This is a genomic window from Rhodococcus sp. 05-2255-1e (assembly GCF_002259025.1).
In the GTDB taxonomy this organism is placed as follows: Bacteria; Actinomycetota; Actinomycetes; order Mycobacteriales; family Mycobacteriaceae; genus Rhodococcoides; species Rhodococcoides fascians.
On the sequence record NZ_NOZE01000013.1, the window covers coordinates 533,856 to 558,065 of the forward strand.

Here is a 24,210-nt window from a genome sequence, read left to right on the forward strand (position 1 = left end):
CTGAATTGATGCAGAGATCTACCCGAAACCGCCCGAATGAATTGGGAAGGCAAACCTAACACGGGATTTCGGCACCATACGAACCTCGAGTCGAATTAGTTCCGTGTTTCGAATGGGTTTACAGTTTCTATCAAGCGGCTAGTACAACCAGCACTAGGGCCGAATCGCGACAAATCGAGCCAGGTTAAGCCCGGCCACCGGGCTCGACGCGTCCACCAACGACGTTGGAGGCATTGCACTCGATGAGTAGCACGACGGAAGCCGCTCCGGTCAAGGAGCGCAAGCGGTCTCTGTACCGCGGGGACCCGGGAATGTGGTCCTGGGTTCTGCACCGCATCACAGGCGTGTTGACGTTCTTCTTCTTGTTCGTCCACGTTCTCGACACGGCGATGGTTCGGGTCAATCCCGAGACGTACGACGCCATCATCGAAACCTACAAGACCCCGCTCGTCGGACTCATGGAACTCGGCCTCGTCGCGGCAGTGCTGTACCACGCGTTGAACGGCATCCGAGTCATGCTGATCGACTTCTGGGCCAAGGGACCGCAGTACCAGAAGCTGATGCTCTGGGTCATCGCAGTCGTCTGGCTCGTCGTCATGATCCCGGGCGCGGGACGAATCTTCTACAACATGTTCACGGCGGGTGGTCACTGATGTCGACGCAGGGTCCCGAGGCGAAGGTCCTCGGCACGAACTACGACCGTCCGGCCAGCCTGGCCAACCCGCGTTCGCCGCGGCGTCAGAGCAAGGGCAACTTCGAGCTCTACGCGTGGCTGTTCATGCGGTTCTCCGGCCTGGCACTCGTCGTGCTGGTCCTGGGCCACATGTTCATCATGCTGATGCTCGACGACGGCGTGCACCGCATCAACTTCGCCTTCGTCGCCGGCCGTTGGGCCAGCCCGTTCTGGCAGTTCTGGGATCTGACGATGCTGTGGCTGGCACAGCTGCACGGCGGCAACGGTCTGCGCACCATCATCGCCGACTACTCCCGCAAGGACTCGACGCGATTCTGGCTGACGACCTTGCTGGTGCTGTCGATGATCCTCATCATGGGCGTCGGCACCTACGTCATCTTCACCTTCGATCCCAACATCTCGGCGAGCTAAGGACACTGACGCTTACATGCAGGAACATCGTTACGACGTACTGATCGTCGGCGCAGGCGGTGCCGGAATGCGTGCTGCGATCGAAGCCGGACCCCGTGCTCGGACAGCCGTATTGACCAAGCTCTACCCCACCCGCTCCCACACCGGAGCAGCTCAGGGCGGCATGTGTGCCGCCCTGGCCAACGTGGAGGAAGACAACTGGGAGTGGCACACGTTCGACACCGTCAAGGGCGGCGACTACCTCGCCGACCAGGACGCGGTGGAGATCATGGCCAAGGAGGCCATCGACGCCGTCCTCGACCTCGAGAAGATGGGTCTTCCGTTCAACCGGACACCCGAAGGAAAGATCGATCAGCGACGCTTCGGCGGCCACACCCGTGACCACGGCAAGGCACCCGTTCGTCGCGCGTGCTACGCAGCCGACCGCACCGGTCACATGATTCTGCAGACGCTCTACCAGAACTGCGTCAAGCACGACGTCGAGTTCTACAACGAGTTCTACGCGCTCGATCTCTGCCTGACCGAGACGGACGACGGGCCGGTTGCCACCGGCATCATCGCCTACGAACTCGCCACCGGCGAACTGCACATCTTCCACGCCAAGTCGATCATCTTCGCGACCGGCGGCTCGGGACGTATCTACAAGACGACCTCCAACGCGCACACTCTGACCGGCGACGGCATGAGCATCGTGTTCCGAAAGGGACTTCCCTTGGAGGACATGGAGTTCCACCAGTTCCATCCGACCGGCCTCGCAGGCCTGGGCATCCTCATCTCCGAGGCCGTCCGCGGCGAAGGCGGCATTCTGCGCAACGAGTCGGGTGAACGCTTCATGGAGCGGTACGCCCCGACCATCAAGGACCTCGCTCCGCGCGACATCGTGGCGCGGTCGATGGTGCTCGAGGTTCTCGAGGGACGCGGCGGTGGTCCCAACAAGGATTACGTCTACATCGACGTCACCCACATTCCCGAGGAAGTTCTCGACGAGAAGCTCCCCGACATCATGGAGTTCTCGCGCACCTACCTCGGTGTCGACCCCGTCAAGGAGCCGGTGCCGGTCTACCCGACCTGTCACTACGTCATGGGCGGTATCCCCACCAAGATTCGCGGTGAGGTGCTGCGCAACAACGAGGACATCGTCCCCGGCCTGTATGCGGCAGGTGAGTGCGCCTGTGTGTCGGTGCACGGCGCAAACCGTCTGGGAACCAACTCGCTGCTCGACATCAACGTCTTCGGTCGTCGTGCGGGCATCGCCGCAGCCGAGTACGCCAACTCGGTGGACTTCACGCCGCTCCCCGAGGAGCCGGCGAAGATGGTGCAGGACTGGCTCGAGCTGATCCTGTCCGACCACGGTCACGAGCGGGTGGCCGACATCCGTTCCGAGATGCAGCAGTCGATGGACAACAACGCGTCGGTCTTCCGCACGCAGGAACGCCTCGAGACGGCGCTGAAGGATGTGCGTGCCCTCAAGGAGCGCTACAACCACATCACCGTCGCGGACAAGGGCAAGCGCTACAACAGCGACCTGCTCGAAGCCATCGAACTCGGCTTCCTGCTCGAGATGGCCGAGGTGACCGTCGTCGGAGCGCTCAATCGCAAGGAATCGCGCGGCGGACACGCTCGCGAGGACTTCCCCGATCGCAACGACGCCGAGTACATGAAGCACACCATGGCCTACAAGGAGGGCGAAGGTTTGCTCACCGAGATCCGCCTGGACTACAAGCCGGTAATCCAGACCCGCTACGAGCCGATGGAGCGGAAGTACTGACATGAGCGCACCCACACTGGACAAGAAGTCCGAACAGAACGATCTGCCTCCCGTGCCCGACGGCGCGGTCATGGTCACGCTCAAGATCGCTCGTTTCAACCCCGAGAGCGGCGACGGCCAGTACTGGGACACCTTCCAGGTCCCCACGCTGCCCACCGACCGACTGCTGAACCTGCTGCACTACGTCAAGGGCTACCTCGACGGAACTCTGACGTTCCGTCGCTCGTGCGCCCACGGCGTCTGTGGCAGTGACGCGATGCGCATCAACGGCGTCAACCGTCTCGCCTGCAAGGTGCTGATGCGCGACATGCTGCCGAAGGATTCGTCGAAGACCCTCAACATCACCATCGAGCCCATCCGTGGCTTGCCGGTGGAGAAGGATCTCATCGTCAACATGGAGCCCTTCTTCGACGCGTTCCGCGCCGTGAAGCCGTTCCTCATGACGACGGGCAACGAGCCGACCCGCGAGCGCATTCAGTCGGCTGCGGACCGCGCCCGTTTCGACGACACCACCAAGTGCATCCTGTGTGCGTGCTGCACCACCTCGTGCCCGGTGTTCTGGAGCGACGGAAGCTACTTCGGTCCGGCGGCCATCGTCAACGCGCACCGGTTCATCTTCGACAGCCGTGACGAGGGTGCCACCGAGCGTCTGGACATCCTCAACGACGTCGAGGGTGTGTGGCGCTGCCGCACCACGTTCAACTGCACCGACGCATGCCCTCGTGGCATCCAGGTGACCAAGGCCATCCAGGAAGTCAAGCGCGCACTGCTGTTCGCTCGCTAGTCACCACGGCTACGACGAAAGCGCCCCTTCGCACACGCGAAGGGGCGCTTTCGTCTGTCCGTCACACGAACGCGCTGTAGCCCGTCACGCCGCGGCCGACGATGAGGTTGTTGATCTGAGCGGTGCCCTCGTACGAGTACAACGCCTCGGCATCGGAGAAGAACCTGATGACCTCGTGCTCGATGAGAATTCCGTTGCCGCCCATGATCTCTCGGGCCCATCCGACCACCTCGCGCAGACGCGTCGTGCAGAACGTCTTCGCGAGCGCCGCATGCTCGTCGTGATGAACTCCGTTGCCCTGCAGTTGTGCGACGCGAACGGCCATCCCCAGAGACGCGGTGATGTTCGCCGTCATCCGCGCGATGAGATCGGCGATGAGCTGGAACGAGGCGATCGGGGCCCCGAACTGCTCCCGTTCGCGCGCGTAGGCGACGGCTCGCTCGTACGCGCCCATCATGACGCCGACGGCTTGGAACGCCACTCCCCCGCGGGTCAGCCGAAGCACCTTGGCGGTGTCGGCGAACGAGTTGGCCTCGGCCAGCTTGTTGGCGACCGGGACGCGGCAGTTCTCGAGATGGACGTCGGCGTTCTCCACTGCGCGAAGCGAGTACTTCCCCTCGATCTTCTCTGCCCGGAACCCCTCGAATTCCTTCTCGACCACGAAGCCCTTGACCTCGCCGTCCGCCTCGTCCTTGGCGAAGACGATCGTCAGGTCCGCGAAGGTCGCATTACCGATCCATCGCTTGCTTCCGTTGAGAATCCAATGGTCTCCATCGAGGCGAGCCGTGGTCTCCAGCCCGCCGGCGACGTCCGATCCGCCGTGCGGTTCGGAGAGTCCGAACGCCCCGATCGTCTCCATCCGCCGCATGCTGGGCAACCAGCGCTGCCGTTGTTCCTCGGAGCCGAGGATGGAGATACTGCTCATGGCCAGCGAACTGTGCACGCTGAACATCGTTCCCGTCGATGGGTCGACCCGTGCGAATTCCATCTCGAGCCAGCCGGTGAGCAGCTTGCGAGAGGCCTTGCGGTCGTCAAAGGCGTATCCCAGACCCGCGATTTCGAGTTCGGCGATGGCCGGCATCAGGTGTACCGGTGAGACGGCCTTCTCCCAGAACTCGTTGGCTCGCGGCGCAACCTGCTCCTGGAGGAACCGGCGGGTACGCAGCACCACGTCGACTTCGGCCTCGTCGAGCAAGCCCTGATACCCGTAGAAATCCGATTCGAGGAAGTCCGGCGACAGTGGCCCGAGGGGCTCGTGCTTGCTCATGGTCGACTCCTTCGTCCGGTGCCGCGCTCGGGCACCACTACTGCTCTTCTACCCGCCGTGCCCCTGTCTCACCCATCGCGGGTCTCAGCGACCGAGTTCGTGGGTGAGGGTTGCGAGCTCCTGGCCCCCGGCCATTTCGGTCGTGAGCTCGTCGAGCGAGATGTCGTCGTAGGTGCAGTCCAATTTCTGGCGGCCGCGGTCGAGCAGGACGAAATGATCGCCCACCAGGTACGCGTGGTGAGGATTGTGGGTGATGAACACGACGCCCAGTCCCTGTTCCTTGGCGGCGGAGATGTAGCGCAGCACCATCCCGGATTGTTTGACTCCCAGCGCCGCGGTCGGCTCGTCGAGAATCAGCACACGGGCTCCGAAGAAGATCGCGCGCGCAATTGCCACGCATTGCCGCTGACCGCCGGACAGCGCCCCGATGGGGGCATCGACGTCGGGCAGATCGATGCCCATCTTGCGCAGCTCCTCGATGGTCGTCGCGCGCATGGCGTTCGTGTCCAGAGTCTTGAAGAATCTGCCCTTCGTGAGCTCCTGGCCGAGAAAGAAGTTGCGCCACACCGGCATCAGCGCAACCACGGCAAGATCCTGGTAGACCGTCGCGATACCCAGGTCGAGGGCATCCCTCGGCGAGTCGAACGTCCTCGGTGTCCCGTCGACGAACAGCTCCCCCTCGGACTGCTTGTGCAGGCCCGCCATGATCTTGATCAACGTGGACTTGCCTGCGCCGTTGTCACCGAGAACTCCGGTGACCTCACCGGCACCGACGCGTAGGTCGATTCCGTGCAGCGCCACGATGTTGCCGTAATTCTTACCGACGTTCTTCAGCTCGATGAGCGGCGCCGACGGCGACTGGACGGGCTGGTCCGAGGAGGTAGTCATGCTCACCTTTTCGCCGCGTAGTTACGGAAGGAGTTGTTGGCGATCACGGCGAAGAGAAGCATCGCGCCGAGAAAGAACTTGAACCAGTCGGGATTCCACCCGGCGTACACGATGCCCTGGTTGGTCATTCCGAAGATGAACGCACCGATGAAGGCTCCGACGGCGGTGCCGTACCCACCCGTGAGCAGACACCCTCCGATGACTGCCGCGATGATGTAGAGGAATTCGTTGCCGACGCCTTGGCCGGACTGCACGGTGTCGAACGCGAACAGCAGGTGCATCCCGACGAACCACGCGCAGAACCCCACGAACACGAACAGACCGATCTTGACCTTGGTCACCGGAACACCGACGGCCCTGGCCGATTCCTGATCGCCGCCGACGGCGAAGATCCAGTTACCGATGCGAGTTCTCATCAGCACCCACGTGGCCACGAGTGTGAACACGACCCACCACACGACGGTGATGCGGATGGAGACCCCGAACAGCGAGAACGACGAGGAGAACACTGCCTTCGCCGAATCGAAGCCCTGCATGTCCGAGATCGACGGGGTCGCAACCTGTCCGGTGACGAGTTTGGTGACGGCCAGATTGATGCCGGTGAGCATCAGGAACGACGCCAGCGTGATCAGGAACGACGGAATTCTCGTCTTCGTCACCAGATACCCGTTGACGAAGCCGACCGCCGATGCCAGGCCCAGCGCCAGCACAGCTCCGGTCCACACGTTGAGATGCAGGTTGTAGGCGAGCATCGAGGCCATGATCGAGGAGAACGTGACCGCGACCCCGGTGGACAGGTCGAACTCGCCGCCGATCATCAGCAGCGCGACACCGATCGCCATGATTCCGATCGTCGACGACGCGTACAGCACGGTCGCCAGTGCTTCGGGAGACCGAAACGGCGGCGCGACGATGCAGAAGAAGACGAAGATGGCGATCGCACCGAACAGGGCACCCATCTCTGGGCGGATCAGCAAGCGCTGCAACGGTTTCTGTTTCTTCACCCGCTCGTCCAGGATCACGGCGTGCGTTCCCGAAGCCGGGTCGGCCTGTGTTGGCATGATGTTCCTTCCGCGTCCGGACGACGCTCAGCGAGTTCCGTTGCGGGCGTACTCGGCGATGGCCTCGATGTTGGTCGAGTCGACGAAGGCCGGGCCGGTGAGCACCGGGGTGCCGCCGCCGATGGTGTTGCCGTTGTTGAGGTACAGCCACAGGGAGTCGATGGCGAGATAACCCTGCAGATAGGGCTGCTGATCGATGGCCCAGGCGACGTCGCCTGACTCGATCGCGTCGACGAGGGCCGCGTTGGTGTCGAACGTGACGACGGTGGCGTCGCTACCGGCATTGGTCTTCGATTGCACCGCGGTCAGTGCGATCGGGGCTGCGAGCGCTACCACGTGATCGATGCTCGGGTCCTGCTGGAGCTTCGCGGTGATCGTCGCCTCGACCGACGGCATGTCCTTGCTGTTGACGTTCAGAATTTCGGTGCTGCCCCCGGTGAAGCCCTGTCGAACTCCTGCGCAGCGCGCTTCGAGCGCTACTGCACCCTGCTCCTGGATGATGCACAAGGTCTTTCGCGCACCGTCTTCGGTGAGCCGCGCCCCGGCAGCCCTACCCGCGATGGTTTCGTCCTGACCGAAGTACTGCTGCACCCCCATTGCGCTCCATGCGTCGTAGCCGGAATTGAAGGCGACGACCGGGATGCCCGCTGCGGTTGCCGCCTCGACAGCCGGAGCCATGGCCTCGGGCTTGGCCAGTGTCAGAGCGATGCCGTCCACCTTCGAGTCGATCGCGCTCTGAACGAGATTGGCTTGATTGGGTGCCTCCGGATCGGCCGAGTAGCGGAGCTCGATGTTGTCCTTGGCGGCTGCGGCCTCGGCTCCCTTTCGGATGAGATCCCAGAACGTGTCGCCCGGTACCTCGTGCGTGATCATCGCTACCGTCGCCGCAGGCGTGTTCGCCACTCCCGCATTGCTGCCGTTGTCGGTAGATCGTGGAGCCCCACCGGTGCTCGAACAGGCCGTCAGCGTCAGCACCATCACCAACCCGAGTGCGACACCCGCCCCACCGGCGCGGCGTCGAACCGAGCGGAGCGAGCCGGTACGGGCCGCCTGTCGAAATGTCATCCGGGTTCCTCTCGGGCGACCGAGCTGTCGGTAGTACAGCTCGGCGGATCACTGTCTGTACAACGTAATGCCGATCACAGACGATGGACGTAGTTTGGCAGGGCCTTCGAACCGGCCCGCTCCCCGGTGGGTCGCGGCCTCGGTGACCTCTGCAGCGCCTATGGTAATTCGCGATGAAAAGGACTCGAAAGTTCGTAGCCGTGTGGGCGACAGCTCTCGCTCTCGCCGGCGTCGGCGGCGGCCCGGCATCGGCGCAGCCGGCAGTCGAGCCACCCGTCGTATCGACGACGCCACCGTTCACGACGCCGAACACCGACGCGTGCCCGTTCGCGGCCTCGCCGCCCCCGGCGATCGATTCCTCGGAAGTTCCGGCTCCGGGTAGCACTGCGCCACAACCGGTTCCGATCCCGGCGGGCCCGGTGGGCGGATCCCGACTGGCCGAGTGCGGCGCGATCGTGCCGGACGGCGCGCCCCCACTGCCCGCGGACATCTCGGCAACCGGGTTCGTGGTGGCAGACCTCGATTCCGGATCGGTGGTAGCCGCCAAGGATCCACACGGTCGGCACCGACCGGCGAGCACGATCAAAATACTGCTCGCCCTCGTCGCTCTGGACGAGCTGGACCTCGGCAAACAGATCACCGCGACGGCCGAGGACGCCGACGCAGAAGGCAGCGCCGTCGGCATCGGGAAAAACGGTGTCTACAGCAATCTGCAACTGTTGCAGGGCCTGGTCATGGCGTCGGGAAACGATGCCGCGCATGCCTTGTCGGCTCAGCTGGGAGGTGACGCCGCGACCGTCGAGAAGATGAATGCCAAGGCAGCAGAGTTGGGCGCGCTCGACACACGGACCGCGACCCCCTCCGGCCTGGACGGGCCCGGCATGGCGAGCTCGGCCTACGACCTGGCACTGTTCTACCGGGAGGCCATGCGCAATTCGACCTTCGCGCAACTGATTTCGACCGAGAACGTGCAGTTTCCAGGCTATCCGAAGGATCCCACGATCCCCGACGACCAAGACCGCCCCGGTTTCACGCTGTCCAACGACAACCAGCTGCTCTACAACTATCCGGGCGCTCTCGGCGGCAAGACCGGCTACACCGACGATGCCCGGCAGACCTTCGTGGCGGGTGCCGAACGCAACGGTCGCCGTCTGGTCGTGACGCTCATGAAGGGTGACGTACTACCGATCCGGCCGTGGGAACAGGCGGCTCGGCTGCTCGACTACGGGTTCGCCCTGGATACGAGCAGCAGCGTCGGCGATCTGGTCGAACCGGATTCCACGTCGCCGGTAACGAGTACACGTGCCACCAGCGCGGTGCCGACCCTTGCTCAACCCCCTGCGTCGGCGTCGAGTGCCGAATCGGGTACCCGACAATCCGATCTGCAGGCGCAGGGCGACACGGTCGTGCGCATCGCAATCTGGGTCATCGGTGCACTGGTCGTGGCCGGTTTGCTGTGGGGCGCACGCACACTGTCTCGCCGCCCCTGAACTCCCCCGCCGCCTCTCACATTCGCAAGTAGGTTGCCTCGGATCAGCGTCGCCGATTGCGAAGTCCAGCGATACCCAGAGCGGCCAGAGCGCCCGCGCCCACCAAGGCCAGACCACCCTTGACACCCGGGCCGTCGCTCACCTCGACCCGGGTGTTGATCACCGCGGGGTCCGGCGCCGGCACATGGGCGTCAGCAATGCTCTCCCGAGTGGTGGCTGCGAACGCAGTCGAGAACAGCACCAACCGCGACGTCGTGAACACGAACACCAACAGACCGATGATGGGACCGAACACGACTCCGGCGGGCCCGCTCGTGACGGACGCGAGGTAGATCGCGCCGAGTTGCTTGAAGATCTCGAAACCGACTGCGGCCAACAGCGCACCTTTGGCCGCACTGCGCCACGACACCGGTTCGCGGGGCAGACGTGAGATCACCCAGGTGAACAGCGCCCAGGTTCCGGCAAGCGCGAGCAGTATCGAGAAGACCCGCAGCGCCACTCCGACGCCGGGAACGGAATCGAGGTTCAACCATTCGAGAATGCCACGCATGACGCCGCCCCCGGCCAACGCGGACAGCCCGAGAGATAGCACCAGTGCTGCTCCCAGGCCGAGCAGAGCCGCGAGGTCCTTGGCCTTGGTCGCAAGGAATCCGCCCGACTCGTGCTGGCTTTCCCACATCGCGGTCAGGGCTTCACGCAGATTGGCCACCCAACCGAGCCCCGCGTACAGCGCGCCGAACAGACCGATGACACCGACACCGGTACGGGACTCGATCGCGGTATCGATCAGCGAGCTGATCGTCTCACCGAAGCTGCCCGGGACATTCTCCGCGATCTGCGACTGAATCTCGGCAAGCCATTCGGGCTGATTCACCAGTACGAACCCGGCAACGGCGAATGCAACCATCAGCAGCGGAAACAACGCCAGCACACTGAAATACGTCATTCCCGCGGCGTAGTAATCGCCCTTCTGCCCCTGATACCGCTGCGCGGCAACAACAGTGTGATCCAGCCACGGCCACCGAGCACGCCGATCGTCGAGCATGGCCTTGAAATCGGGCATGGCACTCACCTTTTCGCTGTCGTCGGCGGCTGTTCGGGCCGTGTCCTCGAAATGTCGTGTAGCGCGAATATCGTGTACTGACAGGGCTATGCGCCGGGAGGAAGGAACCCCACCCTGTCGTACACCTGAGCCAGCGTTCTGCTCGCGACCTCCCTGGCTCGATCCGCACCGACAGCGAGGAGGCGATCCAATTCGGCTACGTCGGACATGAATCCGTCCATTCGTTCGCGCAGCGGAACCACGAACTCGGTCAGCACGTCGGCAGTGTCGGACTTGAGATCGCCGTAGCCCTTGCCTGCGTAACCGGCGACCAGATCATCGATGCTCCTCCCGGACAGAGCGGACTGAATGACCAGAAGATTGCTGACGCCTGCCTTGTTCTCCGGATCGAAGACGATATCGCGTTCGTTGTCCGTCACTGCCGAACGAATCTTCTTCGCGGACACCTTCGGATCGTCCAGGATGTTGACGATGCCCGCCGGATTCGACGACGACTTGCTCATCTTCGCCGTCGGATCCTGCAGGTCGAAGATCTTGGCCGTGCCCTTGATGATGTGTGCATCGGGAACCACGAAGGTCTTCTTGAACCGCGAGTTGAACCTCTGCGCCAGATCGCGAGTCAACTCCAGATGCTGACGCTGATCCTCGCCCACCGGAACGAGATTCGGCCGGTACAGCAGGATGTCCGCGGCCTGCAGAATGGGATAGGTGAACAACCCGACGCTGGTGTGATCGCGACCCTGCTTGGCGGACTTGTCCTTGAACTGCGTCATCCGGCCGGCTTCGCCGAACCCGGTGATGCAGTTGAGAACCCACGCCAACTGCGCATGCTCGGGAACCTGGCTCTGCACGAACAACGTCGACTTCTCGGGATCGATACCCACCGCCAACAGTTGTGCGGCCGCTATCCGGGTGCGCCGGCGCAATTCCTTCGGGTCCTGCGGAACCGTGATCGCATGGAGATCGGGAACGAAGTAGAACGCATCGAACTCCTCCTGCAACTCCACCCAGTTCCGCACCGCACCCAGGTAGTTACCGAGATGGAACGAATCCGCCGTCGGTTGGATGCCCGAGAGCACCCGACGACGCGGACCCTGCGACGTGTCGATCGAGTCAGGAGAAGACATGCGGCAATCTTTTCACGCCGTCCCCGACCCGTACCCGTTGCCTTGCCACACCAGTCACTCCGCAGGCTCCGCTCCCGCCACCCCGGTCACTCCGCAGGCTCCGCTCCTAGCGGTAGCGCACCGTCACCGGTGCGTGATCGGACCACCGCTGGTCGTACGCCTCCGCTCTTTCGGTGACAGCTTCTTTCGCACGCTCGGCCAGATCACTGGTGGCGAGTTGGTAGTCGATGCGCCACCCGGCGTCGTTGTCGAACGCCTTACCGCGGTAAGACCACCAGCTGTACGGCCCCTCGACGCCGGGGTGCAGCTCACGCACGACGTCGGTCCACGGTGACTTCTCGGCGAGCAATCGCGATACCCACTCACGTTCTTCGGGCAGGAATCCCGACTTCTTGCGGTTGGTCTTCCACGACTTCAGATCTGCTTCGGTATGGGCGATATTCCAGTCGCCGCAGACCACGACGTCGCGCTCGGCGGACGTCGTTGCCTTGGCGGTCTTGGCGAGATACTTCGCGAACGCAGCCATGAAGCGTTCCTTCTCGTCCTGTCGGTCGGTCCCCACCTCGCCCGACGGCAGGTACAGGCTCGCCACGGTGACGTCACCGTAGTCTCCTTCGATGTAGCGACCCGCGTCGGCGAATTCAGCGACTCCGATGCCGGTTCTGATCGCCTCCGGCGCGGCCCTCGACAACAGGGCCACACCGTTGCGTCCCTTCGCCGACGGTTCCGCCGACGCCAGATGCCATCCCGCATCGAGGGCCGGGGCCAGTGCTGTGGTCAGCTCGCCGTCGTTGGCCCGCGTCTCCTGAAGACAGATGACGTCGGCATCGGTGGCCTCGAGCCACGGAAGCATGCCCTTGCGAACAGCCGCGCGGATCCCGTTGACGTTGACAGTGGAAATAGTGATCGGCACGCCGACGACCGTAGCGGAGGCCACCGACAACCGGCAGGTGGCCTCCGCAGGCTCACCTTCTCTTCGGTTTGGCTCCTGGCTTCGGAGCCGTCACCGCCGAAGTCATCGACGGCACCGCGACCGGCTCCCGGTCGATCCGTCGGTAGACGATGTGCTGCTGGGCGTAGGTCCAGATGTTGTTGCTCACCCAATAGAGCAGCACCGCAACGGGCAACACCGGGCCACCGATCAGCACCCCGGCCGGGAAGACCCACAGCGCGAGCCTGTTCATGATCGCGGTCTGCGGGTTCGCCGCGGCGGCCGCATCCTGACGCGCGATCGATGCCCGGGAGTTCAGGTGGGTAGCCACCGCGGCAACGATCATCAACGGCACCGCGACGACCGCGATGCTCCACACCGACGGCACCCCACCGAACGGACCGAACGCTTCGAGAACATCTCGAGAGCTACTGACGGCAGCGGAGATCGGTGCGCCGAACAGCCGCGCGTCGAGAAACGACTGCACATCGCCCGCACCGAACACGTAGTTGGCTGTACTCGCATTCTCCTGCGCCGACATACCCAGATGCCCGAACCCGGTTCCCGTCCGGTTGAACGAGCGCAACACGTGCAGCAGACCGATGAACACCGGTGCTTGCGCGATCAGCGGGAGGCAACCCATCAGTGGGTTCACACCGTGTTCCTTTTGCACTGTGCGGATTTCCGTGGCCTGTCGAGCCCGGTCACCGGAGTACTTCTTCCGTACCTCCTCGAGCCTGGGTTGGAGTTTCTTCATGGCGAGCTGTGAACGAATCTGACCCACGAACGGCTTGATCAACAGCGTTCGTAGCGTGAAGACCAAAAATACGACGGCCAAGGCCCAGGCGACGCCGTTGTCGGGGCCGAGCACGAAACCGAAGACCCGGTGCCAGAACCACAGCACCGCGGAGACGGGGTAATAGACGAAATCGAGCATGATGGAGTGCCTCACTGAGAGAGAAATCGGTCGGATGACGTCTCGACCGGATCTCGCAGTGACTCAGCGGAACTGGAGCCACCGATCCGGTCCGTGAACCGATCCGGGTGCTCTCGGCATAGGGCGACCTGGCGCGTCGGGTTGCTCTTGTCTGCGGTAGGCCCCACGGAGTCTGCCGCCGTCGGATCCGGCGGTTGTGGACGCGGGCGGCACCACGACGAGGATGTCGGCCGATGCACCCGTCACCAGCAGTGCCGCAGCCACCAGCGCACCGAACATCGCTATCTGGGCCGCGGGCTGGGCATCGACGACGGCGAAGACGACCAGCAGAACTGCCGTCACTCCGACGAGGGTGACCACTGCGGCTCGCCACGGCGACACCGCACGCCTGGAAATTACGTCGAATGCAGCCGTCGAATCGAGACGGCGGGTGGCGTTGTCGATGGACAACATAGTGATTCTCCCGATGAACCTCGTGGACCAGGGGCACGTGAGGTGTGGGAGAGCTGTCGAACTACAGCGCTCCCACCAGGAGACCGGGTGCTCGCGGCTGCGGGCGACCGGGTGCGTCGGGGCGATGTTGACGTCGGAACGAGCCACGAAGGTGGCGCTCCTCCGCATTCGGTCCGACGTTCGACGGACGGTACAGAAGGCTCAGCGCCCCGGCACGATGCGCGTAGAACACCGCCGCCGCCAGAGCAGCGACGATGATCAGCGCGAGATCCGCCGGTCCGGCCGGAGTAGTCAGCAGCAGCGTGAAGAACAGCACCGACGTGACGACGAGGTTCTGATAGCCCATCGTGCACCTCCGTCCTTACGTCACCGGTCGTCGAGTCGTTGCTCAGGGTACAGATACCGTCGGGTCTGTGCACTGGTACCAGCTGTCTCCCCAGGAGACCGGGCCTCGGGCCTGAACACACTTACGCACACGTTCGGGCAGGCGATCGAGTTCGGAATCTGCGTCCGCCGACAACCCGCCGAGGTAGAACACGTCGATCCGCCCCGTCTCCTCGAACCGTTCGACGTTCTGCCGCGCGATGTATGCGTCCGGGTTCACGGCCGCGAGGGCGAGAACGGTCAGCACTGCTCCCACACCGACTGCTCGCGGAAGCCAGCGACCCGACATACGTACGCCCGCGACGAGCAGCAATACGAACACCGAACCCAACCACCATTCGACGGCGGTGACGAACAGCCGCAGGGTGGTGTAGCCGTACTGCTCCTCGTACAACGACATTCGATGCAACGCCGACGCCACGATCACCACCGACAGTGCGCACAGCGCGCCGAGCAGAACCCGCAATGCAAGTCGGTCGCGTAGGTCCGTTCGTTCGGCCTTGGTCACGGTGACCGCGATGACGAGCAAGGTCAATACCGTCACCGTCAGCAACTGCCAGAATCCCTGCCGTGCGTACTCGGCGTTGGTCAAACCTTCGGTGCTCAGAACGTGTCCCTGGCCGCCGAACAAGCTCGGAATCTGAAAGGCGACGAACACCCCGAACAGGCCGACGACAGCGCCGAGCGGTATTGCCCACTCCCACAACCGAAGTGTGCGACGCGGTGTTACCGGCAGGCGGTCGAAGCGCGGCGGATGCACGGCCACGTATGCGGCGGCAAGCGCACCTGCAGCCGTCAGTACGAATACGATCACTCGGCCGAAAATCGATCCGAGATCGAACTGCGGAGTGACCGAGCCCAGAGCATCCGCGAAACGTCGATCCGCCGCCCCGAACAGCGCGGCGAACACCACACAGAGCGCGACGGTGACGGCGGCGACCACGCCGATTCGGATCGGCTTGGGCCCGTCGAGATCGATGGTTCCCGCCCCTCGTCGCGTCCACCGCACGACCCGCAAGGGCAGCAGCAGCGGCAGCACGGCGCCGAGAGCGATGCCCGTCCAAGTCCAGGCCCGCGAGAGAACGACCGACCCGACGACGACCGCAAGGGCAACGGACAGAGCGACGATCCACTCCGCCTCTCGTAGCGCCGCGACGCTGGACAAGGCGAGGACCCCCGCCACACCCACCCACTCCCACGGCGACAACGACGCGCGCCGAACCGCTACGACGACGGCCATGATGCTCGCGGCGGTGATGGGTACGCCGAAGTTGTTGTAGCCCAATACCACTGCACTGACGAGCCCGGCAGCGAGCGCTCCGAGAAGTGCCGCGCGGGGTGCCCGAGAGTGTCGCAGCACCGGCCAGGTTCGAGGGCTCCACAGCGATCGACGAGGCCGCGTTCTGGGGTGCATGGGTATTCCGATCGTGGTCATGATTGTGATCCATTTCTGTGTTCGAGGCATGCCGAACCGCGGCTGCGGTCCAGGGACGAGCAGTCGAGGTGAGTGGGTGTGTGAGAGAAGGTGGGTCGTCAGCGCCCGGGGATGGCCACTCGGATGTGGCAGCCCGATTCACTGTCGAGAACGTCGATGGTCCCGCCGTGCAGTTCGGTGGCCCACCGCGCGATTCCGAGTCCGAGACCTGTTCCGCCGTCGGTGGATCCGCCGCGTGTGAACCGGTCGAACACCGCGTGACGGTCGGCCGGTGCGATGCCGGGACCCTCGTCGCGAACATCGAACGCGAACCGGTCCCCGGCTCGATGCGCCCGGATACTCACCGTGCCCGACTGCGGCGAATGCCGTACGGCGTTGTCGACGAGATTGGTGATCACCTGCGTCATTCGAGCGCGATCGGCGACGACCGTCCCGGCACCGGGTGAGACGACGATCGATACTCGTTCTCGGTGGACGCCGGTCGCCTCCTCGAGGAAGGGGCGCACCGGGAATTCCGTCGGGGCGATGCTCAGCACTCCGCCCTCGACCCTCGACAGATCGAGCAGTTCGGTCACCAGGTTTCCCAGTCTCTCGGTCTGGCCCAGGGCGACAGACAACGTGGCCGGGTCGGGTTCGGTCACCCCGTCGACCATGTTCTCGAGCACTGCCCGCAAGGCAGCGATGGGAGTCTTCAACTCGTGGGAGACGTTTCCGATCAGCTCGCGGCGGTACTTCTCGGCGGCTTCCAAGTCGCTCGCCATGGTGTTGAACGCGATGGCGAGCTCGCCCACCTCGTCGCGGGACGTGGCACGCACCCGGGTCGAATAGTCGCCTCGCGCCATCGCTTTGGCTGCCGAGGTCATCTCTCGCAGGGGCGACGTCATGCCGTGCGCGACGAATTGTGTTGCGGCCAAAGACACGATCAATGCGGCGAGAAGTGTGTAGCGAAACTGCCAGCCGGCCCCGATCCAGAAGACGACGCTCGCCAGCACCAGCACGATGCCCACCACGAGCGAGACCTTGAGTTTGAACGACCGCAAGGGATCGAGCGGACGCGGCAGCATCGGCCTCATCGCGGTGCCTCCACGGCGTATCCGACGCCGTGGACGGTACGAATCAGGTCGCCACCGAGCTTGCGCCGCAACGCTTTCACATGACTGTCGACGGTACGACTGCTGGCCGAATCGTCCCAACCCCACAGTTCCGACAGCAGGGTCTCCCTGGACACCGCCGTGCGAGGTCGAGCGGCCAGATACGCCAGGATGTCGAATTCGGTTCTGGTGACGTGGATGTCGCCCGCGTCGGTGGAGACGCGTCGCTCCCGGTGATCGATGTGCACGTCGCCGATTCGAGTGGTGTACTGCTCGGGAGTGACGACGCGCTCGGCGCGCCTGATGAGAGCGTGCACACGCGCGACCAGTTCACGCATGCTGAACGGCTTGCCCAGATAGTCGTCCGCACCGACGCCCAGCCCGACGAGCATGTCGGTCTCGTCGGACTTGGCCGTCAACATCAGCACCGGTACCGGTCGGGATGCCTGGATGCGTCGGCACACTTCGAGTCCGTCGAAACCGGGAAGCATCAGATCCAGCACCACCACGTCGGGGTCGATCCGGCCGCACACCTCCACCGCGGAGGGGCCGTCGGCGGCAGTGACCACCTCGTACCCTTCGCCTCGCAGTCGAGCGGCAACAGCGTCGGAGATCGTGGGTTCGTCGTCGACTACGAGAACTGTGCGGCTCATGAGAATTGACCCTAGAGGTCGCACATGGAGGACTTCGTCGGGAAATGTGGAGGTTCGGTGAAGGTTGACCTGAAAGTCGGACTAAGGGTGGGCTACCCTTCCTTTCGATACCCGCCCTGACGAAAGGCCCACTCGATGCGTACGCGACCACTTCGGAGAACTTTGGCGGTGTGCGCGATCGCGTTGACCACGGCAGGACTGCTGAGCGCCTGCTCGAACTCCGACGGCGCATCCGACGGTGCCGACTCCCCCACGACCGCCAGCTCGGGCGTCTTTCCCGTCTCGGTGGAGCATGCGTTCGGCGAGACCGTCGTTCCAGACGAGCCCACGCGCGTCGTGGTGGCGGGATACACCGAACAGGACACGGTGTTGGCCCTCGGCGTGATCCCCGTCGGAGTGACGGAGTGGTACGGCGACCAGCCGTACGCGACCTGGCCCTGGGCCCGGGACGCGCTGGGAGATGCCCAGCCCGAGGTGCTCACCAACAACGGCGACGGCTTCGAGACCGAGAAGATCGCCGCCCTCGAGCCCGATCTGATCATCGCCACCAACGCCGGTCTCACCGCGGACAGCTACCGGACTCTGAGCAACATCGCACCCACGCTCGCCCAGTCCGACGCGTCGACCGCCTACTTCGAGCCCTGGGACGTACAGGCGGAGAAGATCGGCCGGGCGTTGGGCAAGAAAGCCGAAGTGGACGGACTCATCGACGGTGTGAATCAGAAGTTCGCCGATGCCGCGGCGGCTCACCCCGAGTTCGCAGGGAAGAAGGCGATCTTCCTGCAGAACGCGTTCTACGAGGGCAAGGCCATCGCGTACCAGGACGGTTTGAGCACCGACTTCCTGACGAAGCTCGGTTTTGTGATCCCCGACGACATCGACGCGTTCGTGCCGGCCGACGGCAGTGCGCAGGCGAGCATCCCGCTGGAGAACCTGTCGGTCCTCGACACTGCAGATGTGCTGATCTGGGGAACGGAGAACCCGGGCGATCGCGGCCAGTTGGAGAAGGAACCGGTGTACAACGCTCTGCAGCCGGTGAAGGACGGCAACCTCGTCTTCACCGATGGGGTGACGGCGGGGGCGATCTACTTCACGAGTGTGCTGAGCCTGCCGTACGTGATCGACAAGGTGGCTCCGGCACTCTCCGAGGCGCTCGGCGGAACCGCCACCACCATCACGTCCTGACTCATGCCGCGGAGCGCTTCTCCATCCACATGGCGACGGACAGAACGCCCAGGCCGGCAACAGCGAGACCCGAGCCGACGGCGGCCGGTGCCGTGTAGCCGAGACCGGCGGCGATCACCGCACCGCCCACCGCGGCTCCGATGGCATTGGCCAGGTTGAACGCCGCGTGGTTGAGTGACGCGGCGAGAGTCTGCGCGTCCTCCGCCACATCCATCAGACGGGTCTGAAGTCCGGGGACGACGGACGAGCCGGACGCACCGATCAGGAACACGAGAAGCAGCGCGGTCACCGGGTTGTGAGCCGCGACGACGAAGACGGCCAGGGACACTGCGGTCGCGGCCAGCCCGATGAAGGTGCCCTTGAGCTTGTACTTGTCGGCCAACCAACCGCCTGCGTAATTGCCGGCAACCATGCCGAGGCCGTAGATCATCAAGGCCACCGGAACCAGTGCACGGGCAAGGCCTGCGACGTCGGTCAGGGTCGACGCGATGTAGGTGTACACCGCGAACATGCCGCCGAATCCGACGATGCCGACGAACAGGGTCATCCACACCTGGCCACGGCGGAGGGCACCGAGCTCGGTGATCGGGCTGGTGGTCGGCATGGCGTCGAGTCGCGGCATCCACAGGACCAGCGCACTGACGGTGAGCAACCCGATCACGGCGACGAGCGCGAATGCGCTTCGCCACCCGAGGGCCTGGCCGATCCAGGTCGCCACCGGTACACCGACGACGTTCGCCACCGATAGACCCATCATCACCATCGCGACGGCCTTCGCTCGTTTGCCCGGTTCGGCGAGGTGCGCTGCCACCAGTGCGGCAACGCCGAAATACGCGCCGTGCGGCAGACCGGCCACGAACCGGGAAGCAACCAACTCGTTGAAACTCGGCGCGAAGACCGTCCCGAGATTGCCGAGAGTGAACGCCACCATCAGCGCCAGCAACAACATGCGCCGAGGAACACGCGCCGCAAGAGCAGCGATGGTCGGCGCACCGACGACGACGCCGAGCGCGTAGGCGGAGATCATGTGGCCGGCCGACGGCTCCGAGATTCCCATCGTCGTCGCGATGTCCGGAAGCAGGCCCATCGACGCGAATTCGGTGGTGCCGATGCCGAAGCCGCCGATGGACAGGGCCAGCATGGCGAGCCTGCGGCGGGTCGAGTGCGGTCGATGGCCGACACTCAACCCACTCGACACCTTGCCGCGCACGGCGCTGACGTTTCTGGCGAGAGCGGAATCGGTGACAGTCACAGCAGAACAACCTTCGTAAGCAATCGGATTACAGAGCGGGCCAGGGGCTGGTGGATCGACGACCTGGTAAATCGACGACCTGGTGGATCGATTCAGTACAGCCCGACCGGACGGCACAACGTTCGTCGTGTTCATTGTCTTCCCCGAGGCGACCGGTTTTCGAGTCGTCGGGCGGTGATTGTCCTCACCAGAGCATCTGCTCGAGGGTCGTGAGCGCCCTCGTTCCCCCGAGACACCCGTACCCGCTAAGATTCCAGCCAGGTCATGAGTGCCAGCATCGAGCCCCGGCTTGCTGGCCGGCAACCCTCCAACCGCGGTGGGGTGCCCCGGGTGAACGACCAGGCCGATGCAACACATCCGTGTCGTATCGACAAGCGCGGGTCCGCTCCGAAGCGGACCCACTGATCTTCGGTCCCCACGGGCCGAGGCATGTCAGGAGGTTCTCATGTGTTGCTGTACCGATACGCCCCGTAACGCTCGAGTTCTCGAGCTTCATTCGACAGAAAACACGTCTGAGAAAACGGAGTATCACCAGCCATGACCGATTCGACCCCCGACGTCGTCGACGCCACCGGAGCACCCACCGAGGATCCGTTCACCGATCCCGCAGCCGACTGGAGCTTCGAGACCAAGCAGATCCATTCGGGTCAGACACCGGACGGCACCACCAGGGCTCGTGCGTTGCCCATCTACCAGACCACCTCGTACACGTTCGACAACACCGATCACGCGGCCGCACTGTTCGGCCTGGCGGAACCGGGCAACATCTACACCCGCATCATCAACCCCACGCAGGACGTCGTCGAGCAGCGCATCGCCGCTCTCGAAGGGGGCGTCGCAGCGCTTCTGCTCGCGTCGGGCCAGGCGGCAGAAACGTTCGCCATTCTCAATCTCGCCGAGGCGGGCGATCACATCGTCTCGAGCCCGCGGCTCTACGGCGGCACGTACAACCTGTTCCATTACACGCTTCCCAAGCTGGGGATCACCGTCTCGTTCGTCGACGATCCGGACGATCTCGAGCAGTGGCGCGCGGCCATCACACCGTCGACCAAAGCGTTCTACGGTGAGACGATCTCCAACCCGAAGAACGACGTTCTCGATATCCCCGGCATTTCGGCGATCGCCCACGAGAACGGCATTCCGCTGATCGTCGACAACACCGTTGCGACGCCGTACCTGCTGCAGCCGCTGAAGCACGGTGCCGACATCGTGGTGCACTCGGCGACGAAGTACCTCGGCGGTCACGGCACGGCGATCGCGGGCGTCATCGTCGACGGCGGAACGTTCGACTGGACGCAGGGCCGTCACCCCAACTTCACCACCCCGGATCCGAGTTACCACGGTGTCGTCTTCGCCGATCTCGGCGCTCCGGCCTTCGCGCTGAAGGCGCGGGTGCAGTTGTTGCGCGACATCGGGGCTGCGGTGTCACCCTTCAATGCGTTCCTGATCAGCCAGGGCCTCGAGACGTTGAGTCTTCGAATCGAGCGGCACGTGGCGAACGCGCAGAAGGTGGCCACCTTCTTGGCCGGTCGCGACGACGTCGTCTCGATCAACTACGCCGGACTCGAATCGTCGCCCTGGTACGAGCGCGGGCAGCAGCTGCTCCCGAAGGGGCAGGGCGCGATCATCGCGTTCGAGCTGAAGGGAGGAGTGGACGCGGGCAAGAAGTTCGTCAACGCTCTCACTCTGCACAGTCATGTGGCTAACATCGGAGACGTGCGTTCTCTCGTCATCCATCCCGCGTCCACCACGCATTCGCAGTTGACCCCGGAAGAGCAGTTGGCCTCCGGCGTCACTCCCGGCCTCGTGCGTCTGGCCGTCGGTATAGAAGGAATCGACGACATCATCGCCGATCTCGAGGTCGGCTTCCGCGCGGCGGCGTCTTGAGCCACAGCTTGAACACAGGCGTTCGTCCGGAGGCGGTCCTTCCGTCTCCGGACGGGCGGTTGGGAACCATCGACATCGGTGGTCTCGATCTCGAGAACGGTTCCCACATTCCGCACGTGACCGTGGCGGTGCAGCGTTGGGGCGAGATGGCGGCCGATCGCAGCAACGTAGTGCTCGTCGAACATGCGTTGACCGGCGATTCCCACGTTTCGGGACCGCCGGATGCCGACCACGTACTGCCCGGTTGGTGGAACGGGATGGTCGGCCCGGGCAGCCCCATCGACACCGACGAATGGTGTGTCGTGGCCACCAACGTGCTCGGCGGATGCGGAGGCACCACCGGGCCGAGCAGCATCTCCCCCGACGGCACCCCGTACGGTTCTCGCTTCCCGGAAATTTCGATTCGCGATCAGGTGGCGACAGAGGTGGCGGTGGCCGATGTTCTGGGCATCGATCGGTTCGCCGCCGTCGTGGGCGGGTCGATGGGTGGCATGCGCACCCTCGAATGGATTGTGGGACATCCGGATCGAGTGGGTGCCGCGCTGGTGCTCGCCGTCGGTGCCCGCGCGACAGCGGACCAGATCGGGACACAAACCACCCAGATCGCTGCGATCAAGGCCGATCCGGGTTGGCTCGGCGGCAACTACCACGACACCGGCACCGCCCCGACCGCCGGACTCGGGATCGCTCGACGCATCGCGCATCTTACGTACCGAACCGAGAGCGAACTCGACATTCGGTTCGGAAACTCTCCGCAGAACGACGAGGATCCGTGGGCCGGCGGCAGGTACTCCGCGCAGAGCTACCTCGAGCATCAGGCCGCCAAACTGGTCAATCGATTCGACGCGGCGACGTACGTTCTTCTGAGCGAAGCGATGAACCGCCACGACGTGGGCCGAGGACGCGGCGGCGTTGCCGAAGCCCTTGCGTCCGTGCCGGTTCCGACCATCGTCGGGGGCGTCGATTCCGATCGCCTCTACCCGCTTCGACTGCAGAAAGAAATCGCGCGTGAGCTCCCACAGTGCCGGGGGCTCGAAGTGATCCAGTCGCGAGACGGCCACGACGGATTTCTCACCGAGGCCGATTCGGTGGCGAAGCTGCTGGCCGAGACGATGGAGCTCGCCCGCCTCGGACGGCGCTGACCCGAGTCGATCGGTCTACGTCAGTCCGTCCCCAGGGGATCGATCGACAGCGACAGAAAGACGATGGCACCGCCGACGCCTCCCAGCGCCAATACGTCGAATCCCCTGCTGCGCACCTTCAGGGTGCCGACGCGTGACTCGGGCAGGCACAGTCGCAGCAACGCTGCCACCACCGCTGCACACCCGAAGATGAACGAGCCGCGCCGCCAACGGTCGGCGAGAACCAGGACCAGCGCAGCGAGCACGATGACCGACACCACGACCATCGGTAGATTTCGAGCGAGCGCCGCTCGGAAACCCGGCACGTGATCGCCTCGCGCATCCTGTACGTCGTTCACCTCGGCTCGCTCAACTCTGGGCCGCAGCGCGTTCGGCTCGCTCCACGACATTGGACAGCAGAAACGCGCGCGTCAACGGCCCGACTCCACCGGGGTTGGGCGACAGGAAACCGGCCACCTCGGCGACGTCGTCCGCGACGTCTCCGCGCAATCCGTCCTCGGTGCGGGTGACCCCGACGTCGAGCACAGCCGCCCCGGGCTTGACCATGTCTGCGGTGATCAAACCGGGAACCCCGGCGGCCGCGATGACGATGTCGGCGCGGGAGACCTCTGCGGCAAGATCACGAGTTCCGGTGTGGCACAACGTGACAGTCGCGTTCTCCGAACGGCGGGTCAGCAGCAGTCCGATCGGCCGGCCCACCGTCACACCGCGGCCGATGACCACAGCGCGCGCCCCGTCGAGTGCGACGTCGTAGCGACGCAGCAAGTGGACGATGCCCCGCGGGGTGCACGGCAATGCGGCGTCCTTGCCCAGCACCAAGCGGCCGAGGTTGATCGGGTGCAGACCGTCGGCATCCTTGTCGGGATCGATGCGCTCGAGCGCGGCGTTCTCGTCCAGATGCTTGGGCAACGGAAGCTGCACGATGTACCCCGTGCAGTCGGGGTTGGCGTTGAGCTCGTCGATGACCGCTTCGAGATCGGACTGGGTGATATTCGCGGGAAGATCGCGTCGGATGGAAGTGATGCCCACCTTCGCGCAGTCGTTGTGCTTGCCCCGCACGTACGCGGCAGAACCCGGATCATCTCCGACGAGCACCGTCGCCAGGCCGGGAGTGATGCCCTGCTCCCGCAGCCGTGCCACACGGGCGGTGAGGTCGACGAAAATCTCGTCACGAGTCGCTTTGCCATCGAGGATCGTTGCAGTCACCGGGCCATTGTTTCAGGTTCTGTCCGCCCGGCGGCG

Annotated in this window: 24 protein-coding genes and 1 riboswitch; of the genes, 8 read left to right on the forward strand and 16 right to left on the reverse strand. The window is 64.4% G+C overall.

What is annotated here, in order from left to right:
• The first annotated feature begins 311 nt into the window (after positions 1–311).
• Genes sdhC through CH262_RS12670 form a run of 4 tightly spaced genes read left to right on the forward strand, consistent with a single transcriptional unit; the run spans position 312 to position 3,657 of the window.
• On the forward strand, positions 312–653 hold the full coding sequence (gene sdhC, locus CH262_RS12655; protein ID WP_027496420.1) for a succinate dehydrogenase, cytochrome b556 subunit: 342 nt from the start codon (positions 312–314) through the stop codon (positions 651–653).
• Complete coding sequence (locus CH262_RS12660; RefSeq protein ID WP_027496419.1) at positions 653–1,105, forward strand: succinate dehydrogenase hydrophobic membrane anchor subunit; 453 nt, start codon at positions 653–655, stop codon at positions 1,103–1,105. The genes sdhC and CH262_RS12660 overlap by 1 nt, the downstream gene beginning before the upstream one ends.
• Before the next feature lie 16 nt (positions 1,106–1,121).
• Entirely contained in the window at positions 1,122–2,873 is a 1,752-nt protein-coding gene (gene sdhA, locus CH262_RS12665) for a succinate dehydrogenase flavoprotein subunit (RefSeq protein ID WP_027496418.1), read from the forward strand.
• Position 2,874: 1 nt separating this feature from the next.
• Positions 2,875–3,657 (forward strand): succinate dehydrogenase iron-sulfur subunit, encoded by a 783-nt coding sequence (locus CH262_RS12670; RefSeq protein WP_027496417.1) that lies wholly within the window; start codon positions 2,875–2,877, stop codon positions 3,655–3,657.
• A 61-nt stretch (positions 3,658–3,718) separates the two neighbouring features.
• Here the strand turns inward: CH262_RS12670 and CH262_RS12675 are convergent, their stop codons facing one another.
• The 4 genes from CH262_RS12675 to CH262_RS12690 all read right to left on the reverse strand — a co-directional run bounded on the left by CH262_RS12675 (position 3,719) and on the right by CH262_RS12690 (position 7,851).
• Positions 3,719–4,924, reverse strand: a complete 1,206-nt coding sequence (locus CH262_RS12675) for an acyl-CoA dehydrogenase family protein (protein ID WP_094717693.1) — start codon at positions 4,922–4,924, stop codon at positions 3,719–3,721.
• Between the two features lie 84 nt (positions 4,925–5,008).
• Complete coding sequence (locus CH262_RS12680) at positions 5,009–5,812, reverse strand: ATP-binding cassette domain-containing protein (RefSeq protein ID WP_032371015.1); 804 nt, start codon at positions 5,810–5,812, stop codon at positions 5,009–5,011.
• 2 nt (positions 5,813–5,814) lie between these two features.
• Positions 5,815–6,873 carry an ABC transporter permease gene (locus CH262_RS12685; protein ID WP_032366677.1) on the reverse strand — a complete coding sequence of 353 codons (1,059 nt, stop codon included), beginning with the start codon at positions 6,871–6,873 and terminating at the stop codon, positions 5,815–5,817.
• A gap of 27 nt (positions 6,874–6,900) precedes the next feature.
• Positions 6,901–7,851, reverse strand: a complete 951-nt coding sequence (locus tag CH262_RS12690; protein ID WP_032367238.1) for a substrate-binding domain-containing protein — start codon at positions 7,849–7,851, stop codon at positions 6,901–6,903.
• 260 nt (positions 7,852–8,111) lie between these two features.
• Between CH262_RS12690 and CH262_RS12695 the strand changes: the two genes are divergently transcribed.
• The gene (locus CH262_RS12695; protein ID WP_094717694.1) at positions 8,112–9,428 is read left to right on the forward strand and encodes a D-alanyl-D-alanine carboxypeptidase family protein; all 1,317 of its coding nucleotides are present in this window, start codon (positions 8,112–8,114) and stop codon (positions 9,426–9,428) included.
• Between the two features lie 43 nt (positions 9,429–9,471).
• Here the strand turns inward: CH262_RS12695 and yhjD are convergent, their stop codons facing one another.
• The 9 genes from yhjD to CH262_RS12740 all read right to left on the reverse strand — a co-directional run bounded on the left by yhjD (position 9,472) and on the right by CH262_RS12740 (position 17,502).
• On the reverse strand, positions 9,472–10,491 hold the full coding sequence (yhjD, locus tag CH262_RS12700; RefSeq protein WP_179274976.1) for an inner membrane protein YhjD: 1,020 nt from the start codon (positions 10,489–10,491) through the stop codon (positions 9,472–9,474).
• Between the two features lie 86 nt (positions 10,492–10,577).
• Positions 10,578–11,618, reverse strand: a complete 1,041-nt coding sequence (gene trpS, locus CH262_RS12705) for a tryptophan--tRNA ligase (RefSeq protein WP_094717696.1) — start codon at positions 11,616–11,618, stop codon at positions 10,578–10,580.
• A 106-nt stretch (positions 11,619–11,724) separates the two neighbouring features.
• On the reverse strand, positions 11,725–12,531 hold the full coding sequence (locus CH262_RS12710) for an exodeoxyribonuclease III (protein WP_027496409.1): 807 nt from the start codon (positions 12,529–12,531) through the stop codon (positions 11,725–11,727).
• A gap of 52 nt (positions 12,532–12,583) precedes the next feature.
• Positions 12,584–13,486 (reverse strand): membrane protein insertase YidC, encoded by a 903-nt coding sequence (gene yidC, locus CH262_RS12715; protein WP_094694630.1) that lies wholly within the window; start codon positions 13,484–13,486, stop codon positions 12,584–12,586.
• Positions 13,487–13,549: 63 nt separating this feature from the next.
• Positions 13,550–13,939 (reverse strand): DUF6412 domain-containing protein, encoded by a 390-nt coding sequence (locus CH262_RS12720; RefSeq protein ID WP_052053778.1) that lies wholly within the window; start codon positions 13,937–13,939, stop codon positions 13,550–13,552.
• Positions 13,940–14,000: 61 nt separating this feature from the next.
• On the reverse strand, positions 14,001–14,285 hold the full coding sequence (locus CH262_RS12725; protein ID WP_032366681.1) for a DUF6412 domain-containing protein: 285 nt from the start codon (positions 14,283–14,285) through the stop codon (positions 14,001–14,003).
• Between the two features lie 42 nt (positions 14,286–14,327).
• Positions 14,328–15,758: a DUF4153 domain-containing protein gene (locus CH262_RS12730; protein ID WP_094717697.1), complete on the reverse strand. Its 1,431-nt coding sequence runs from the start codon at positions 15,756–15,758 to the stop codon at positions 14,328–14,330.
• A gap of 98 nt (positions 15,759–15,856) precedes the next feature.
• Complete coding sequence (locus CH262_RS12735) at positions 15,857–16,831, reverse strand: HAMP domain-containing sensor histidine kinase (RefSeq protein ID WP_094717698.1); 975 nt, start codon at positions 16,829–16,831, stop codon at positions 15,857–15,859.
• Positions 16,828–17,502 (reverse strand): response regulator transcription factor, encoded by a 675-nt coding sequence (locus tag CH262_RS12740; RefSeq protein ID WP_027496404.1) that lies wholly within the window; start codon positions 17,500–17,502, stop codon positions 16,828–16,830. The genes CH262_RS12735 and CH262_RS12740 overlap by 4 nt, the downstream gene beginning before the upstream one ends.
• Positions 17,503–17,637: 135 nt before the next feature.
• Here CH262_RS12740 and CH262_RS12745 point away from each other — a divergent pair, with 135 nt between their 5' ends.
• Complete coding sequence (locus CH262_RS12745) at positions 17,638–18,687, forward strand: ABC transporter substrate-binding protein (RefSeq protein ID WP_094717699.1); 1,050 nt, start codon at positions 17,638–17,640, stop codon at positions 18,685–18,687.
• A 1-nt stretch (position 18,688) separates the two neighbouring features.
• Here CH262_RS12745 and CH262_RS12750 read toward each other — a convergent pair whose 3' ends face one another.
• Positions 18,689–19,828: an MFS transporter gene (locus CH262_RS12750; protein WP_032367243.1), complete on the reverse strand. Its 1,140-nt coding sequence runs from the start codon at positions 19,826–19,828 to the stop codon at positions 18,689–18,691.
• Between the two features lie 371 nt (positions 19,829–20,199).
• Positions 20,200–20,322: riboswitch (SAM riboswitch) on the forward strand.
• Positions 20,323–20,476: 154 nt separating this feature from the next.
• Between CH262_RS12750 and CH262_RS12755 the strand changes: the two genes are divergently transcribed.
• Together CH262_RS12755 and metX are read left to right on the forward strand one after the other, a co-directional pair.
• Positions 20,477–21,826, forward strand: a complete 1,350-nt coding sequence (locus tag CH262_RS12755) for a bifunctional o-acetylhomoserine/o-acetylserine sulfhydrylase (protein ID WP_080729313.1) — start codon at positions 20,477–20,479, stop codon at positions 21,824–21,826.
• An 8-nt stretch (positions 21,827–21,834) separates the two neighbouring features.
• Entirely contained in the window at positions 21,835–22,968 is a 1,134-nt protein-coding gene (gene metX, locus CH262_RS12760) for a homoserine O-acetyltransferase MetX (RefSeq protein ID WP_094717758.1), read from the forward strand.
• 20 nt (positions 22,969–22,988) lie between these two features.
• On the opposite strand, the gene CH262_RS12765 is transcribed toward metX, so the two are convergent.
• Positions 22,989–23,234, reverse strand: a complete 246-nt coding sequence (locus CH262_RS12765) for a DUF3017 domain-containing protein (protein ID WP_048319895.1) — start codon at positions 23,232–23,234, stop codon at positions 22,989–22,991.
• 82 nt (positions 23,235–23,316) lie between these two features.
• Complete coding sequence (locus CH262_RS12770; protein ID WP_094717700.1) at positions 23,317–24,174, reverse strand: bifunctional methylenetetrahydrofolate dehydrogenase/methenyltetrahydrofolate cyclohydrolase; 858 nt, start codon at positions 24,172–24,174, stop codon at positions 23,317–23,319.
• Between the last annotated feature and the right edge of the window lie 36 nt (positions 24,175–24,210).

Coding starts and splice junctions, on each gene's coding strand:
- CH262_RS12720 (WP_052053778.1), bottom strand. CDS start 13,939: ATGTTGTCCATCGACAACGCCACCCGCCGTCTCGATTCGACGGCTGCA.
- CH262_RS12750 (WP_032367243.1), bottom strand. CDS start 19,828: ATGCTGGCCCTGTCCATCGGCGGCTTCGGCATCGGCACCACCGAATTC.
- sdhC (WP_027496420.1), top strand. CDS start 312: ATGTGGTCCTGGGTTCTGCACCGCATCACAGGCGTGTTGACGTTCTTC.
- CH262_RS12730 (WP_094717697.1), bottom strand. CDS start 15,758: ATGACCACGATCGGAATACCCATGCACCCCAGAACGCGGCCTCGTCGA.
- CH262_RS12685 (WP_032366677.1), bottom strand. CDS start 6,873: ATGCCAACACAGGCCGACCCGGCTTCGGGAACGCACGCCGTGATCCTG.
- CH262_RS12755 (WP_080729313.1), top strand. CDS start 20,477: ATGACCGATTCGACCCCCGACGTCGTCGACGCCACCGGAGCACCCACC.
- CH262_RS12725 (WP_032366681.1), bottom strand. CDS start 14,285: ATGGGCTATCAGAACCTCGTCGTCACGTCGGTGCTGTTCTTCACGCTG.
- sdhA (WP_027496418.1), top strand. CDS start 1,122: ATGCAGGAACATCGTTACGACGTACTGATCGTCGGCGCAGGCGGTGCC.
- CH262_RS12680 (WP_032371015.1), bottom strand. CDS start 5,812: ATGACTACCTCCTCGGACCAGCCCGTCCAGTCGCCGTCGGCGCCGCTC.
- CH262_RS12695 (WP_094717694.1), top strand. CDS start 8,112: ATGAAAAGGACTCGAAAGTTCGTAGCCGTGTGGGCGACAGCTCTCGCT.
- CH262_RS12740 (WP_027496404.1), bottom strand. CDS start 17,502: ATGAGCCGCACAGTTCTCGTAGTCGACGACGAACCCACGATCTCCGAC.
- CH262_RS12660 (WP_027496419.1), top strand. CDS start 653: ATGTCGACGCAGGGTCCCGAGGCGAAGGTCCTCGGCACGAACTACGAC.
- trpS (WP_094717696.1), bottom strand. CDS start 11,618: ATGTCTTCTCCTGACTCGATCGACACGTCGCAGGGTCCGCGTCGTCGG.
- CH262_RS12765 (WP_048319895.1), bottom strand. CDS start 23,234: ATGGTCGTGGTGTCGGTCATCGTGCTCGCTGCGCTGGTCCTGGTTCTC.
- yidC (WP_094694630.1), bottom strand. CDS start 13,486: ATGCTCGATTTCGTCTATTACCCCGTCTCCGCGGTGCTGTGGTTCTGG.
- yhjD (WP_179274976.1), bottom strand. CDS start 10,491: ATGCCCGATTTCAAGGCCATGCTCGACGATCGGCGTGCTCGGTGGCCG.
- CH262_RS12745 (WP_094717699.1), top strand. CDS start 17,638: ATGCGTACGCGACCACTTCGGAGAACTTTGGCGGTGTGCGCGATCGCG.
- CH262_RS12735 (WP_094717698.1), bottom strand. CDS start 16,831: ATGAGGCCGATGCTGCCGCGTCCGCTCGATCCCTTGCGGTCGTTCAAA.
- CH262_RS12690 (WP_032367238.1), bottom strand. CDS start 7,851: ATGGTGCTGACGCTGACGGCCTGTTCGAGCACCGGTGGGGCTCCACGA.
- CH262_RS12675 (WP_094717693.1), bottom strand. CDS start 4,924: ATGAGCAAGCACGAGCCCCTCGGGCCACTGTCGCCGGACTTCCTCGAA.
- CH262_RS12670 (WP_027496417.1), top strand. CDS start 2,875: ATGAGCGCACCCACACTGGACAAGAAGTCCGAACAGAACGATCTGCCT.